The sequence below is a fragment of the Burkholderia pyrrocinia genome (genome assembly GCF_001028665.1).
Lineage (GTDB): Bacteria > Pseudomonadota > Gammaproteobacteria > Burkholderiales > Burkholderiaceae > Burkholderia > Burkholderia pyrrocinia.
Map to the genome: position 1 here is coordinate 2,590,274 of NZ_CP011503.1, position 14,548 is coordinate 2,604,821.

The window sequence follows — 14,548 nt, forward strand, 5'->3', positions numbered from 1 at the left end:
CGGCGGATGTTGCGGCGCGGGACGAAATCGCAGGCAGTGTCGTATCGGCGCTGATTACACTGGATGAATGCGTGCGATGCGGCGGTGCATCGACGGGCGATGGGGCGCGCAGGTTCGATGCGTTCCGATGCATCTCGCCGGAATAAGGGAACGCATGCACAAGCAATGGTAGAATCCCGTCCGCCCTCTTGCCGGGGTGATGAAATTGGTAAACATAGCGGACTTAAACGATTGAGTGCCCGTCCGGAAACGGTCGGTGCAGAACCCTTCAAATTCGGCGAAACCCCTGATGCGCGCATCGAGGCAACGCCGAGCCAAGCCTCGCGGTTTCCGCGAGGAAGGTGTAGAGACTAGACGGGGGGCGCCTAAGGCGCACGGGCAGCGGTCACGCCCGCGCGCGACGGTGAAGGCATAGTCCAGCGCACGAACGGTTTCGCCCACGCGACGCCGGCTTTGAAAGAAGCAGTGTGACGAAAATCCGCCGCCTTAATTGGCTTGCCGGTTCAAGTCCGGTCCCCGGCACCACGATCGCTTCCACGCGATTCCATGAAGGTACGAAAACCCGCGAGAGATCGAGCGCTCGCGGGTTTTTTGTTTTTGCGGCGTGGCATCGGATGCGTTTGCCGTCCGTGGGCATGCAGCGAGCATGCTTCTTCCGCACACGTTGCAACTCGATATTCATAACGATGGCCTTCGGGGGCGGGTCGGTCATTCGACCGATGCCGTCGAGACCCGTTGAATGCCACGATCGTCACTCAAGGAGCGGCGCTGGCGTCGCGGTAACGGAATTCAGGTTCACACCGGGGCAAACCGGCGCAACGCCATTCCTTCAGATCAGGCCCATTGCCGATGCCTTGAGCGTCGCTGCCGCGCGCGTCGAACATCCGAGCTTGCGAAACACGCTTTCGATGTGCGTGCGTACCGTGCTCGGGCTGATGGTCAATTCCCGCGCAACCTCCTTGTTGCTCGCTCCGCGCGAGATCACGCGCAGCACGTCGATCTCTCGCCCGGACAGGCCGGCACCGGACAGTGCGCTTCTGGATACGCGTCTGGCGACGGGGATGCCTGCCGACGTCAGCACACCGACCGCTTCTCCGCATAGCCGGCCATTTGCGGCCTCGTCTCGCAGCAGGTGGGCGGCCGCCTCGTCGGTCAGCGCGGCGCGCCAGGGGCGCGGCGATCGCAACGCGACCCACGCGACGGACGCAGCCAGCACGCGCGCCTCCGGTGTCAGCGCAGGGGCGTGCGCGCCGCGGAAATACCCCGAACCGTCCAGCCGTTCGTACGCATGCGATGCAAGCAGGGCGGCCTGGCTCAGCGCGCCGGACTGTTTGCCGGCACGTTCCGTCCAGTACGGTACCAGTCGCACCTTCTCCCACGCGCTTGCCGGCAAGCGCGTGGGCAGGTTCCATACATCGTTGGGGACGGCGGCCCGGCCGATGCCGTGAATCAGTCCGGCCTGGTAAACGAGCGAGCGCCCGGCGTCATCCGGTTTGAGTCGCGCATGACACCCGGCCGCCGTCACCGCGACCGCACGCGAAAAACCCGTCATCCACGGCAATTTCAGGTCGATGATGTCGGCGATCAGTTCCGCGGATGTCATCCGCTGCATATCGGACGTCGCCAGCGCGATGTCGAAATCGGCCGGCGACGTGCGTTCCAGCTGCGCCAGCCACGCTTCTGCGTGACGTATCGTCGTCTCGACGAGGTGCACCGGGTACCGCGAGTCGGCACGCCGCTCGATCAGCCCCAGTGCCCGCTCGACGCCGTACGTGCGACTCAACACCTCCAGATCGCCGGCAAGCGCAACGACCGGCACGACTACGGGTACCTGTTCGCGTGCGAGTTGCGCAGGTACGCCGCTGCCGTCCCAGGCTTCGAAAATGTGACGCAGCGCCGTTTCGGTCACCGTCGAAAGACCCAGTATTCGCGCGACCTCGCCGGATACTTCGCAGTGGATTCGCGCGAGTTGCAACATCGACGCACCGGCGTTTCCGATTGCCTCGGCCATGCCGGGCCTGTTCTCGAGCATCGCCGTGCGGATCGCGATGTCGTCGCCGAACACTTCCGCGAAACCTGCTGCGTTCGCCGTACAACCCGACCAGCGAAGCAGCGACACCTCGCGAACCGTATCGCAAGCCGATACCCCCAGTCCGGCCGCGTCCGCGAGTCGTACACCCAGCCACGCGGTGCGAAGCGAATGGTCGGTCGGTTGTCCCATGCTCAGATCGCCGATGAAAGCGATGGCTCTCACGGAATCGAATATGCGCAGTGCGGCGTGGCTGGCTTTGGCGTCGAACATCGGACTCGGCTTGGAAAATCGCTGGGGCGAGCGAACGATGATACGCGAGGGCACGGGGGCGTGCGCCCCGCTGCGTGACGCTGTCCGGGGTCGGTCATTTGACCGATCCCGGACAGCCCGGACGACCGGGACAATCTGGGTGCATGCGGAGCAAGTGAAACGCACGGCCGCTTGAATGCTTCCGTGTGCCGCGGGTGTCGCCGGTGTCGCGGCGATCGGGACCAACATCTTCAGAAGGAGTCGTCGTCTTATGCCTCATCCCATTTCCGCTCTGGGTGCCGGTCACACCATCGTCAGCCTCGTGACGTTCGCCGCGGGCCTCTACAGCTTCGCCCGATATCAGAAGATCGACAGCGCGACCCGGTCCGCCAGGATTTACCTGGCAGGGATGGCGATATCGGTATGCACGTCGTTCGGCTTGTCCAGCACCGGCGGCTTCAATGTCGGGCATGCACTCGGCATCCTGGCGCTGATCGCGACATCGGGCGGACTCCTCGTTCCGCGAATCGAAGCGCTGGGGCGTGCGCGGCCGTACCTGGCCCAGTTCGCATTCTCGTTCAGTTTCTTTCTGTTGCTGGTCCCCGGAATCAACGAGACGCTGACACGGCTGCCGATCGGCCACCCGCTTGCGAACGGCCCCGAATCCCCCATCGTGCGCGGATCGCTTGCCGCGTGGCTGGGTATCTTCGTGCTTGGATCGGTGTTGCAGTTTGTGCGGCTTCGGTCGTACCGCAGCCGTACATGAATGCGCGGCAAGCGGGCTCCCTGTCGCTTCAACGCTCGGGACGCCCGACCGCGCGGCTTTCCGGATCGGTGCCTGCCGACTGAACACGCAATGTATCGATCAGCGCACGCAGCCCGCCCGACACATGGCGATGACCGGGGTAATACAGACACAGCCCAGGCATGACCGGACACCAGTCGATCAACACGCGTTCGAGACGCCCGTCGTCCAGCGCATCGCGGACGAGATGATCCGGTACGAACGCGATCCCGATCCCGTCGATCGCCGCATCGACCATCAACGGCTGATCGGTCAGCGTGAGCGGGCCGCCGACATTCACCGTTTCGACGACACCGCGACGCTCGAACTCCCAGCGGTAGATCGCGCCGCTATCGAAGCGAAAGCGGATGCAGTCGTGCCGATGCAGATCCTGCGGCACGTCTGGGCGGCCGCGCGCGGCGAAATAGGCCGGCGAAGCGACCACGGCGAATCGCACCGGGTCGGACACGCGAATCGCAATCATGTCTTGCGGTACGGCCTCGGCGAGCCGGATCCCCGCATCGAACCCGCCGGCGACGATGTCGCTGAGCTTCCCGTCCGTCACGATGTCGAGGTGAACCTGCGGGTAGTCGCGCAGGAAGCGCGCGAGCACCGGTTTCAGCACGATGCGAATCGCGCCTTCGCTGGCGTTGATGCGCACGGTGCCGCCGGGCGTGTCGCGCAGCCCGTCGACCGCAAGCATCGCCTCCGCAACCGACGAGATCGCCGGACGGAGCTTTTCGACGAGTCGTTCGCCGGCGTCCGTCAGCGACACGCTGCGTGTCGTGCGGTTGAACAGGCGAACACCCAGACGCTGCTCGAGGCTCTTGATCGAATGACTGATTGCCGACGGCGTGACGTCGAGCTCGATCGCCGCCGCGCGAAAGCTGAGGTGCGTCGCCGCGACGAGGAACACATTGAGCGAGAAGAGATCGCCGCTTTTCAATTGATGAGCTGAATTCATCTGGACATAAAGATTGGCGAGGTTGTCATGATAATGCGCCATTCCTAGACTAGGGCGTTCTTCATCGCACCGCGGCCGGACATGGCGGAAACGACGGCGCGGCGGCATGTGCTGAAGGACTGGGCAATGAACCCTACGTTCGGTGGAACAAGGAGCAGGCAATGAAGATGAAGGCGGTTGTAATGACCGGCGCCAATCGGCCCTGGGAAGTCCGGGAAGTGCCGGTTCCGGAGGCCGGGCCGGGGCAGGTGCTGGTGAAGGTTCATGCGTCCGGGATGTGCTACACGGACGTATGGGCCACGCAGGGCTACGGAGGCGACATTTATCCGCAGACGCCCGGCCACGAAGTGGTCGGGGAAATCGTCGAAGTGGGCGCGGGCGTGCATGCACGAAGGGCGGGCGATCGGGTCGGCACGACGTGGGTGCAGTCCGCGTGCGGTCGCTGCGCGTACTGTCGCGAGCATCGTCCGCTCTCCGGCCAGACAGCGGTGAACTGCGACGCACCGCGCACCACCGGATTTGCTTCGCAGGGCGGGCATGCCGAGTACATCGCCGTCGCGGCCGAGGGGACGGTGCTGCTGCCCGACGGGCTCGCCTATGTCGATGCCGCGCCGATGATGTGCGCCGGCTATACGACGTGGAGCGGCCTGCGCGATGCTGCGCCGCAACCGCATGAGAGGGTCGCCGTGCTCGGCATCGGCGGTTTGGGACACGTGGCGCTGCAACTGTCCAGGGCCTGCGGTTTCGAGACCATCGCGATCACGCATTCGTCGGACAAGCGCGACCTGGCGATCCGGCTGGGCGCGGACCAGGTCGTCGCAAATGGCGAGGAACTTCGCGATCTGGGCGGCGCGGACGTGCTGCTGGTCACGACGAACGAGTTCAGCACTGCGGAGGAAGCGATGGCCGGCCTGCGGGTCGACGGCCGGGTGATCCTCTGCGGGCTCGATTTCAGCAAGCCGTTTTCGATCGCGTCGCAGCGCAAGCCGTTCCACATGATGCGCCAGCAGGTCGTCGGCTCCACGCATGGCGGCTTGCGCTATCTGAGCGAAGTGCTGGATCTCGCCGCCAAAGGCAAGGTCAAGCCGATCGTCGAAACGTTTGCGCTCGACGAGGCCGCCGAAGCATACAGCCGACTCGAGTCGGGGAAGATGCGCTTTCGCGGCGTATTCACGCCCGCGCAAGGCAACTGACACTGCCAACGCCGGGGGGATGCGGGGCGTATCTCCCCCTCCGGCAAGCGCGCGCGACCTGTTCATCGTGACCGGCGTCCGCGCGGCGATCGACGCGACGCGCGCTCGATCGACAGGAATCGTCCGCGATCGACACGCCATCCGACCATGGCTATCGCCCGCTGCAGGGCGGAATGCCGACACCGTCCGACGCACCCGATCCCGGCTTCGGCATTGATCGCGGCGGCATCGAGAATTCTCGTCAATCCCGGTTAACACGAGCACGGCAACCCGCGACCGCCAGCCGCGTCAGGCACGCCATCCCCTCATCCCGCGCCTATCATGGCAAATATGCTCACCGCGATCGAGCGGGTTGGTCATCGACGGCCGGCGCGGCATTGCATAGATTCCCAAGGTTGGCGTGCTTATCCGCGCGCCAGCCCGCGCGCAGGCCGGCAACCGGCCGCGCGTTCCTATCAGCGTGAGACACAATCGAGCGTGGAGACGACACGATGAGCCTGTCAGAGCCATTGCGTCTGCATGTGCCGGAGCCCACCGGGCGCCCGGGCTGCAAGACGGACTTTTCCTATCTGCATCTATCGCCGGCCGGCGCGGTCCGCCGCCCGCCGATCGACGTTGCCGCGGCGGACACCGCCAATCTCGCCCGCAGCCTCGTGCGCGTGCTCGACGACCACGGCAACGCCCTCGGCCCGTGGGCGCCGGACCTCGACGATGCGCGCCTGATCGCCGGGCTGCGCGCGATGCTCAAGACCCGCATTTTCGACGCGCGCATGATGATCGCGCAGCGCCAGAAGAAAATCTCGTTCTACATGCTGAGCCTCGGCGAAGAGGCGATCGGCACCGCGCACGCGATGGCGCTGCGCGACGGCGACATGTGCTTCCCGACCTACCGGCAGCAGAGCATCCTGATCGCGCGCGACGTGTCGCTCGAGCGGATGATCTGCCAGCTCATGTCGAACGAAGGCGACCCGCTGAAAGGGCGCCAGCTTCCCGTGATGTACTCGGACCGCGACGCGGGTTTTTTCTCGATTTCAGGCAATCTCGCGACGCAGTTCATCCAGGCGGTCGGCTGGGGGATGGCGTCGGCGATCAAGGGCGACACGAAGATCGCGTCCGCGTGGATCGGCGACGGCGCGACGGCCGAAGCCGACTTCCACACCGCGCTCACGTTCGCGCACGTATACCGCGCGCCGGTCGTGCTGAACGTCGTCAACAACCAGTGGGCGATCTCGACGTTCCAGGCGATCGCGGGCGGCGAAGGCACGACGTTCGCGGGGCGCGGCGTCGGCTGCGGCATCGCGTCGCTGCGCGTCGACGGCAACGACTTCCTCGCGATCTACGCGGCGTCGAGCTGGGCGGCCGAACGCGCGCGCCGCAATCTCGGCCCGACGCTGATCGAGTGGGTGACCTACCGCGCCGGTGCGCATTCGACGTCGGACGATCCGACCAAGTACCGGCCGAGCGACGACTGGTCCCATTTCCCGCTCGGCGATCCGATCGCCCGCTTCAAGCGCCACCTGATCGTCAAGGGCATCTGGTCCGACAGCGCGCACGACGCGCTGACGGCCGAGCTCGAGGCCGAGGTGATCGCCGCGCAGAAGGAAGCGGAGAAATACGGGTCGCTGGCCGACGACCGGATTCCGTCGCCGGCCTCGATGTTCGACGACGTATACAAGGAGCTGCCCGCGCATCTGCGCCGTCAGCGCCAGGAACTGGGAGCATGACCATGGCGCACCAAGAGACAGGCACGGCGACGCAGCCGATGACGATGATCCAGGCGCTGCGCTCCGCGATGGACGTGATGCTCGGGCGCGACGGCGACGTGGTCGTGTTCGGGCAGGACGTCGGCTATTTCGGCGGCGTGTTCCGCTGTACCGAAGGACTGCAGAACAAATACGGCAAGTCGCGCGTGTTCGATGCGCCGATCTCGGAAGGCGGGATCGTCGGCGTGGCGGTGGGGATGGGCGCATACGGGCTGCGCCCGGTGTGCGAGATCCAGTTCGCCGACTATTTCTACCCGGCATCCGACCAGATCGTGTCGGAAGGCGCGCGGCTGCGCTATCGCTCGGCCGGCCAGTTCACCGCGCCGATGACGATCCGGATGCCGTGCGGCGGCGGCATCTACGGCGGCCAGACGCACAGCCAGAGCCCGGAGGCGATGTTCACGCAGGTGTGCGGGCTGCGCACGGTGATGCCGTCGAATCCGTACGACGCGAAAGGGCTGCTGATCGCGTCGATCGAGAACGACGATCCGGTGATCTTCCTCGAGCCGAAACGGCTGTACAACGGGCCGTTCGACGGCCATCACGAACGGCCCGTCACGTCGTGGCTCAAGCATCCGGCGAGCGCGGTGCCCGAGGGCTACTACACGGTGCCGCTCGATTCGGCCGCCGTGGTGCGGCCCGGCGGCGACGTGACGGTGCTGACGTACGGCACGACGGTGCACGTGTCGCTCGCCGCGGCCGAGGAGACGGGCATCGATGCGGAGGTGATCGACCTGCGCACGCTGTGGCCGCTCGACCTCGACACGGTCGTCGCATCGGTGCGCAAGACCGGGCGCTGCGTCGTCGTGCACGAGGCGACGCGCACCTGCGGCTACGGCGCGGAACTGGTGTCGCTGGTTCAGGAACATTGCTTCTACCACCTCGAGGCGCCGGTCGAGCGCACGACGGGCTGGGACACGCCGTATCCGCATGCGCAGGAATGGGCGTACTTTCCGGGCCCGGCCCGGGTTGGCGAAGCGTTGCGACGCGTGATGGAGGCGTGAAATGGGGATTCATGTCATCAAGATGCCGGACATCGGCGAAGGGATCGCCGAGGTCGAGCTGGTGGCCTGGCACGTGGAAGTCGGACAGACGATCAAGGAAGACCAGCCGCTCGCCGACGTGATGACCGACAAGGCTGCGGTCGAGATTCCGTCGCCGGTGTCGGGCAAGGTGCTGGAGCTCGGCGGCCGGATCGGCGAGATGATGGCGGTCGGCAGCGAACTGATTCGGCTCGAAGTCGAAGGCGACGGCAACCTGAAGGCCGGCGCACCGGTGCGAGAAACAAAGGTGGAAACCGCACCGGTCGCGGCGGCGCCGTCGACGCCGGTCGCCGACGTACCGGCTGAAAGGCCGGCGGCGCCGCGTCATGAGGCCAAACGTGCTCCCGCGGAACCGCGTCGTGCGGAACGTGCCGAACCTGCGGCGCAGCCGCGCGCGGCGCTCGCGCCGGGCGAACGGCCGCTCGCGTCGCCGGCCGTGCGGCAGCGCGCGTGGGACATGGGTATCGAGCTGCGCTACGTGCGCGGCACGGGCGAAGCAGGTCGGATCCTGCACGCGGACCTCGATGCGTATGCGAAGACGAGCGGTAGTGCGGCGCGTGCGTCGCAAGCGCATGGCTACAACGAACGCAACGACGAAACCGAAGTGCCGGTGATCGGCCTGCGGCGTGCGATCGCGCGCAAGATGCAGGAAGCGAAGCGCCGCATTCCGCACTTCAGCTACGTCGAGGAAATCGACGTCACCGAACTCGAATCGTTGCGCGCCGACCTGAACCGCCGCTACGGCGACGCGCGCGGCCGGCTCACGCCGCTGCCGCTGCTGATCCGCGCGATGGTGATCGCGTTGCGCGACTTCCCGCAGATCAACGCGCGCTTCGACGACGAGGCGGGCGTCGTCACGCGCTACGGCGCGGTGCACATGGGCGTCGCGACGCAGACGGAAGGCGGCCTCACGGTACCCGTGCTGCGTCATGCCGAAGCGCGCGACGTGTGGTCGATCTCCGCCGAAATCGCGCGGCTCGCCGATGCGGTGCGCGCGAACCGCGCGCAGCGCGACGAGTTGAGTGGTTCGACGATCACGATCTCGAGCCTCGGCGCGCTCGGCGGCATCGTGTCGACGCCGGTCATCAATCATCCGGAGGTCGGCATCGTCGGCGTGAACCGGATCGTCGAGCGGCCGATGATTCGCGACGGCGCGGTCGTCGCGCGCAAGATGATGAACCTGTCGTCGTCGTTCGACCATCGCGTCGTCGACGGCGCGGACGCGGCCGAATTCATCCAGGCCGTGCGCGGGGTGCTCGAGCGCCCGGCACTGCTGTTCGTGGAGTGAGCGTAATGAAAAACGAACACACCACGCTGCTCGTGATCGGCGGCGGTCCGGGCGGCTACGTCGCCGCGATCCGCGCCGGCCAGCTCGGCATTCCGACCGTGCTGGTCGAACGCGACCGGCTCGGCGGCACGTGCCTGAACATCGGCTGCATTCCGTCGAAGGCGCTGATCCACGTGGCCGACGCATTCGAACAGGCGTGCGGCCAGGCCGGCGAAGCGGCGCTCGGGATCCGCGTACGCACGCCCGAGATCGACATCGCGCAAAGCGTCGCGTGGAAGGACGGCATCGTCGACCGGCTGACGCGCGGCGTCGGCGCGCTGCTCAAGAAGAACGGCGTGCGCGTGCTGCACGGCGACGCACGCGTGATCGACGGCAAGACCGTCGAAGTCGTCACCGGCGGCCACACGATGCACATCGGTTGCGAGCACCTGTTGCTCGCGACCGGTTCCGAACCGGTCGAGCTGCCGTCGATGCCGTTCGGCGGGCATGTCGTGTCGTCCACCGAGGCGCTGTCGCCCACGACGTTGCCGAAGCGGCTGGTCGTCGTCGGGGCCGGGTATATCGGGCTCGAACTCGGGATCGTCTATCGCAAGCTCGGTGTCGAGGTCAGCGTCGTCGAAGCAGCGGAACGCGTGTTGCCCGCGTACGACGCCGAACTCGCGAGGCCGGTCGCGGATTCGCTCGCGCGGCTCGGCGTCGGGTTATGCCTCGGCCACAAGGTGCTCGGGCTCGCGGAGGACGGCGCGGTGCGCGTGCAGGCGGCCGATGGCGCGGAACGGACGTTGCCGGCCGATCGCGTGCTGGTCGCGGTCGGCCGCCGGCCGCGCGTCGACGGCTTCGGGCTCGAAACGCTGCTGCTCGATCGCAACGGCCGCGCGCTGCGGATCGACGACGAATGCCGGACGTCGATGCGCAACGTGTGGGCGATCGGCGACGTCGCCGGCGAACCGATGCTCGCGCATCGCGCGATGGCGCAGGGCGAGATGGTCGCCGAGCTGATCGCCGGGCGGCGCCGCAAGTTCATGCCCGCATCGATCCCGGCCGTGTGCTTCACCGATCCCGAGATCGTGACGGCCGGCTGGTCGCCGGACGACGCACGCGCGGTCGGCGTCGATTGTCTGAACGCATCGTTTCCGTTCGCGGCGAACGGGCGCGCGATGACGCTGCAGGCAACCGACGGTTTCGTGCGTGTCGTCGCGCGGCGCGACAACCACCTGATCGTCGGCTGGCAGGCCGTCGGGCGCGGCGTGTCGGAGCTGGCTGCCGCGTTCTCGCAGTCGCTGGAGATGGGCGCGCGGCTGGAAGACATCGGCGGCACGATCCACGCGCATCCGACGCTGGGTGAAGCGCTGCAGGAAGCGGCGTTGCGTGCGCTGGGGCATGCGTTGCATGTCTGACGTGTGACCGTCAAACGGAGCCGCCGGTGCGCAACGTGCGCATCGGCGGCGTTCCGGATACTGCACCGGTGCCGCATGACGCGGCCGATTCGAGACAGGTAACGAGTGCGGTCTGTAATTTTTCGAGATGCAGGAAGGTTGCCGGCGCCACGTTGGCCGACCATCATGTCGATAGCCGGAAACCGGGCCGCTCCCGGCCCGCCAACACCGGCTCCACACGGAAGAACCGGACATGAAACTGCTGCTCGTCGGCGCGACCGGGCTCGTCGGGCGCCACGTCCTCGAAGTCGCGCTGGCCGATGCGCGGGTCGATCACGTGGTCGTCCTTGCGCGCCGGCCGTTGTCGCCGCATCCGAAGATGCGCGCGCTTGAGGTCGACTTCGATCATCTGCCCGACGCGGCCGACTGGTGGCAGGCCGATGCGGTGATCTGCACGCTCGGCACCACGATGCGCGCTGCCGGTTCGCAGGCGGCATTCCGGCACGTCGATCACGACTATCCGCTCGCGGTCGCGCGGCTCGCGCACCGGCACGGCACGCCGGCCTACGTCCTGAATTCGGCGCTTGGTGCGGATCCGGCGTCGCGCATCTTCTACAACCGCGTCAAGGGCGAGGTCGAACAGGGGCTGGCCGGCGTCGGGTTCGCGTCGCTCACTTATGTGCGGCCGGGCCTGATCGGTGGCAGCCGCGACGAATTCAGGCTCGGCGAACGGCTGCTGGTGTTCGCGTTGAACGTCGCCGAACCGGTGCTGCCGGCGAAGTGGCGCGTGAATCCCGCATCACGGATTGCGCGCGCGCTGGTCGACGCCGCGATCGATGCGCGGCCGGGCGTGCAGGTCGTCGCATCGGATCGGCTCGTCTGAAGCGGCGCGCGCGGCGAACCGTCGGCGCCGCGGCGCGGCACGCACCGGCTATCGGCCCGCGAAACCGTCGAGCCCGCCGAACTGTTCGGCGAGCGCTGCCGTGAAGGCATCCAGCGCTTCGCTGCCGTCGCAGTTCCTCGGCGTCGCGAGCTGGAATTCGACCGTATGGCTCAGCTTGCTCGCGAGCAGCCTGCGCATCTTTCCGGCCGCGACCCACGGCGCCGCGACGTGGTCGGGCAGGAAGCCGACATGCGCGCCGGACAGGATGAAGATCACGTCGGCATCGACGTTTTCCGAGAACGCGGTCGGCTGCGCGTTGCGCAGCGCCGAACCCGACGTGTTCGTCTTGTAGAGCCGCGCGACGTTGCTCGCGTGCGCGATGTCGTTGACCGACACGGTCCGTTTCGCAAACAGCGGATGCCGGGCGCCGCAGTGGAGCGACTGGTGTTCGACGAACAGCGGTGCGTAGTGCAGGCCGGCCTGGTGGCCGGAAAAGTAGCCGATCGCGAGCTGCAGTTCGCCTTTCAGCAGCCTGCGCTCCAGCTCGTCGGGCGCGACCGCGATCATCTCGATCAGCACGTCCGGCGCCTGTTCGCGAAAGCGACCGACGGCCGTCGCGATCGATTCGACGACGTCCGGCGCGAGCCGCTCGGACAGGCCGATGCGCAGTTCGCCGAGCAACGTGCCCGACACGTGCTGCGTATCGCGCGTGAACACGTCCATCGCCTGCAGGAGCCGCCGGGTCGACTGCAGCACGCGTTCGCCCTTCGGCGTCAGCCGGAACCCGCTTTTGCCGCGATCGCACAGCCGGAACCCCAGGCGCGTCTCGAGCTTGGCCATCTGCGTGCTGATCGTCGAAGGCGCCATCCCGAGCGTGCCCTGTGCGGCGCTGAAGCCGCCGCTTTCGACGATCGTCAGGAATAGACGCAGCAACTGCAAATCCATGTCTCTCAGTCGGGTCAGCATGGCGATACATCGCGTTTCGTGAAGTCGGCTTATGTTAGTTCATATTTTTCGTTGGATGCGCCGACGGCAGAATCGGGCCCGAGGTCGCCAGCCGCGCGGCCGCGTTCCCCTTCAGCCAGGAATCCGACGATGAGCCACAACGATCTCGCGTTCACGCGCGACAGCCTTTACGGTACGCAGGCCGAACCCACCTTCGCGGGCGCGACGAGCTTCATGCGCCGGCGTTTCAGCCGTGATCTCGACGGCGTCGACCTTGCGATCACCGGCGTGCCGTTCGACGCCGCGGCATCGCACCGGCCCGGCACGCGCTTCGGCCCGCGCGGGTTGCGGATCGCGTCGACGGGCATTGCGTGGGAGCGCCCGTGGCCGTGGTCATTCGATCCGTTCGACGTGCTGGCCGCGGTCGACTATGGCGATTGCGCGTTCGATCTCGGGCAACCGGAATCGGTGCCGGGCGCGATCGAGCGTCATGCCGATGCGATCCTCGCGCGCGGCTGCGCGATGCTGACGCTCGGCGGCGATCACTTCATCACGTATCCGCTGCTGAAGGCGCATGCGAAGGTGCATGGGCCGCTGTCGCTCGTGCATTTCGACGCGCATACCGACACGTGGCCCGACCGCGACGTGAAGCGCATCGATCACGGGACGATGTTCTATCACGCGGCGCGCGAAGGGTGGGTCGTGCCCGAACGGTCGGCGCAGATCGGCATCCGGACGACCAACGACGCGCCGATGGGATTCGACATCCAGGATGCGCGTTGCGTGCATGCGTCGACGCCTGCCGCGGTCGCCGCGCGCATTCGCGAGCGCGTCGGCGATCATCCCGTGTACCTGACGTTCGACATCGACTGTCTCGATCCGGCGTTCGCGCCGGGCACCGGTACGCCGGTTTCGGGCGGGCTGTCGAGCCACCAGGCGTTCGAGATCCTGCGTCACCTGGAAGGCATCAACCTGGTCGGCATGGACGTGGTCGAAGTGTCGCCGCCGTATGATCATGCGGAAATCACGTCGCTGGCCGGCGCGACGATCGCGCTGGAACTGATCTGCCTGTATGCATCGCGCCGGCGGCAGAACAAGGAAGATTCGATCGATGGATGAAATCGCCTGCCGCAGGGCCGTTCCCGGCGACGCGGCCGCGCGCATGACGGGATGCATCGGCCGGATCCCGGCGCATCGTCGACTCGTAAAACTGTTTCGTCATACAAAACGATAGCGCGCTAGCGGCACGCGCGCTGACCTACGATGGAAACATTGCTTCCATCTGCCTCCGAACCGTGTGCACCCACTACCGCGCCCCGGGTGAAGACCCGGGCATCAGCGAGCTGAAGATCGGCATCGGCGATCTGTACCGCCGCGACCCGTGGGCACCCGACGTGTACCCCGACTACGCGGCGCCGATCGCGCGCGCCGACAGCGACGGCCTCGCGGTGGTTGCGGCCGTGTTCGGCTTCTGGCCGAAATTCATGCAGCCCGAGCGGGTCGACGAGAACGGCCGCAAAAGAAAGAAGCTCGATACGGTGAACGCACGCGCGGAAACGGTCGGCTCGTCGCGGCTCTACGGTCAGGCCTGGCGCAACGGCCAGCGCTGCCTGATCCCGGTGCGCTGGATCTGCGAGCCGTGCTACGAGACCGGCCGCAACGTGTGGCACCGGATCGGCGTGGACGGCTGGCAGCCGTACTGTGTCGCCGGCATCTGGCGGCGCTACGAAGGCGACGACGGCCGCGAACGCATCGGCATGGCGATGCTCACGGTGAATGCCGACGATCATCCGCTGTTCGCGCGGATGCATCGGCCCGGCGACGAGAAGCGGGGCGTCGTGATCCTGCGCCGCGACGACTACGACGAATGGCTGCACGCGCGCGATATCGAAGCCGCGCGGCGCATGCTGAACCTGCTCCCTGCCGGCGACATGACGGCCGCGCCCGATCAGGCATCGCCCGCCGGCGCGTGACCTTTCATTTTTCCGACGGTTTGCTTGCGATCGAGCCGGGCGGACGCGCCACGAT

Annotated in this window: 12 protein-coding genes; 9 read left to right on the forward strand and 3 right to left on the reverse strand. The window is 66.9% G+C overall.

The window, feature by feature from the left end:
- Positions 1 to 829 precede the first annotated feature (829 nt).
- Positions 830 to 2,302: an HD domain-containing phosphohydrolase gene (locus ABD05_RS11905; RefSeq protein ID WP_047900294.1), complete on the reverse strand. Its 1,473-nt coding sequence runs from the start codon at positions 2,300 to 2,302 to the stop codon at positions 830 to 832.
- Between the two features lie 250 nt (positions 2,303 to 2,552).
- Between ABD05_RS11905 and ABD05_RS11910 the strand changes: the two genes are divergently transcribed.
- The gene (locus ABD05_RS11910) at positions 2,553 to 3,047 is read left to right on the forward strand and encodes a hypothetical protein (RefSeq protein ID WP_047900295.1); all 495 of its coding nucleotides are present in this window, start codon (positions 2,553 to 2,555) and stop codon (positions 3,045 to 3,047) included.
- Between the two features lie 28 nt (positions 3,048 to 3,075).
- Here the strand turns inward: ABD05_RS11910 and ABD05_RS11915 are convergent, their stop codons facing one another.
- On the reverse strand, positions 3,076 to 4,029 hold the full coding sequence (locus tag ABD05_RS11915; protein WP_047901177.1) for a LysR family transcriptional regulator: 954 nt from the start codon (positions 4,027 to 4,029) through the stop codon (positions 3,076 to 3,078).
- A gap of 161 nt (positions 4,030 to 4,190) precedes the next feature.
- Between ABD05_RS11915 and ABD05_RS11920 the strand changes: the two genes are divergently transcribed.
- The 6 genes from ABD05_RS11920 to ABD05_RS11945 all read left to right on the forward strand — a co-directional run bounded on the left by ABD05_RS11920 (position 4,191) and on the right by ABD05_RS11945 (position 11,575).
- On the forward strand, positions 4,191 to 5,222 hold the full coding sequence (locus tag ABD05_RS11920) for an alcohol dehydrogenase catalytic domain-containing protein (protein ID WP_082146087.1): 1,032 nt from the start codon (positions 4,191 to 4,193) through the stop codon (positions 5,220 to 5,222).
- Positions 5,223 to 5,713: 491 nt separating this feature from the next.
- A complete protein-coding gene (locus ABD05_RS11925) occupies positions 5,714 to 6,946 on the forward strand; it encodes a 3-methyl-2-oxobutanoate dehydrogenase (2-methylpropanoyl-transferring) subunit alpha (RefSeq protein WP_047900296.1) in 1,233 nt (410 codons plus the stop codon).
- Positions 6,943 to 7,989 (forward strand): alpha-ketoacid dehydrogenase subunit beta, encoded by a 1,047-nt coding sequence (locus tag ABD05_RS11930; RefSeq protein ID WP_409994807.1) that lies wholly within the window; start codon positions 6,943 to 6,945, stop codon positions 7,987 to 7,989. The genes ABD05_RS11925 and ABD05_RS11930 overlap by 4 nt, the downstream gene beginning before the upstream one ends.
- 1 nt (position 7,990) lies before the next feature.
- A complete protein-coding gene (locus ABD05_RS11935) occupies positions 7,991 to 9,316 on the forward strand; it encodes a dihydrolipoamide acetyltransferase family protein (RefSeq protein ID WP_047900298.1) in 1,326 nt (441 codons plus the stop codon).
- Between the two features lie 5 nt (positions 9,317 to 9,321).
- On the forward strand, positions 9,322 to 10,713 hold the full coding sequence (gene lpdA, locus ABD05_RS11940; protein ID WP_047900299.1) for a dihydrolipoyl dehydrogenase: 1,392 nt from the start codon (positions 9,322 to 9,324) through the stop codon (positions 10,711 to 10,713).
- 232 nt (positions 10,714 to 10,945) lie between these two features.
- Positions 10,946 to 11,575 carry an NAD(P)H-binding protein gene (locus ABD05_RS11945; protein WP_047900300.1) on the forward strand — a complete coding sequence of 210 codons (630 nt, stop codon included), beginning with the start codon at positions 10,946 to 10,948 and terminating at the stop codon, positions 11,573 to 11,575.
- Positions 11,576 to 11,623: 48 nt separating this feature from the next.
- On the opposite strand, the gene ABD05_RS11950 is transcribed toward ABD05_RS11945, so the two are convergent.
- On the reverse strand, positions 11,624 to 12,541 hold the full coding sequence (locus tag ABD05_RS11950) for a LysR family transcriptional regulator (protein WP_047900301.1): 918 nt from the start codon (positions 12,539 to 12,541) through the stop codon (positions 11,624 to 11,626).
- A gap of 129 nt (positions 12,542 to 12,670) precedes the next feature.
- Here ABD05_RS11950 and speB point away from each other — a divergent pair, with 129 nt between their 5' ends.
- Together speB and ABD05_RS11960 are read left to right on the forward strand one after the other, a co-directional pair.
- Positions 12,671 to 13,639 carry an agmatinase gene (gene speB, locus ABD05_RS11955; RefSeq protein ID WP_047900302.1) on the forward strand — a complete coding sequence of 323 codons (969 nt, stop codon included), beginning with the start codon at positions 12,671 to 12,673 and terminating at the stop codon, positions 13,637 to 13,639.
- Between the two features lie 176 nt (positions 13,640 to 13,815).
- Positions 13,816 to 14,493 carry an SOS response-associated peptidase family protein gene (locus tag ABD05_RS11960; protein ID WP_047900303.1) on the forward strand — a complete coding sequence of 226 codons (678 nt, stop codon included), beginning with the start codon at positions 13,816 to 13,818 and terminating at the stop codon, positions 14,491 to 14,493.
- Positions 14,494 to 14,548 lie beyond the last annotated feature (55 nt).

Excerpts from the sequence above, each read along its gene's own strand:
- ABD05_RS11920 (WP_082146087.1), top strand. The coding sequence starts at position 4,191 with ATGAAGATGAAGGCGGTTGTAATGACCGGCGCCAATCGGCCCTGGGAA.
- ABD05_RS11925 (WP_047900296.1), top strand. The coding sequence starts at position 5,714 with ATGAGCCTGTCAGAGCCATTGCGTCTGCATGTGCCGGAGCCCACCGGG.
- speB (WP_047900302.1), top strand. The coding sequence starts at position 12,671 with ATGAGCCACAACGATCTCGCGTTCACGCGCGACAGCCTTTACGGTACG.
- ABD05_RS11930 (WP_409994807.1), top strand. The coding sequence starts at position 6,943 with ATGACCATGGCGCACCAAGAGACAGGCACGGCGACGCAGCCGATGACG.
- ABD05_RS11915 (WP_047901177.1), bottom strand. The coding sequence starts at position 4,029 with ATGAATTCAGCTCATCAATTGAAAAGCGGCGATCTCTTCTCGCTCAAT.
- lpdA (WP_047900299.1), top strand. The coding sequence starts at position 9,322 with ATGAAAAACGAACACACCACGCTGCTCGTGATCGGCGGCGGTCCGGGC.
- ABD05_RS11945 (WP_047900300.1), top strand. The coding sequence starts at position 10,946 with ATGAAACTGCTGCTCGTCGGCGCGACCGGGCTCGTCGGGCGCCACGTC.
- ABD05_RS11910 (WP_047900295.1), top strand. The coding sequence starts at position 2,553 with ATGCCTCATCCCATTTCCGCTCTGGGTGCCGGTCACACCATCGTCAGC.
- ABD05_RS11935 (WP_047900298.1), top strand. The coding sequence starts at position 7,991 with ATGGGGATTCATGTCATCAAGATGCCGGACATCGGCGAAGGGATCGCC.
- ABD05_RS11950 (WP_047900301.1), bottom strand. The coding sequence starts at position 12,541 with ATGCTGACCCGACTGAGAGACATGGATTTGCAGTTGCTGCGTCTATTC.
- ABD05_RS11905 (WP_047900294.1), bottom strand. The coding sequence starts at position 2,302 with ATGTTCGACGCCAAAGCCAGCCACGCCGCACTGCGCATATTCGATTCC.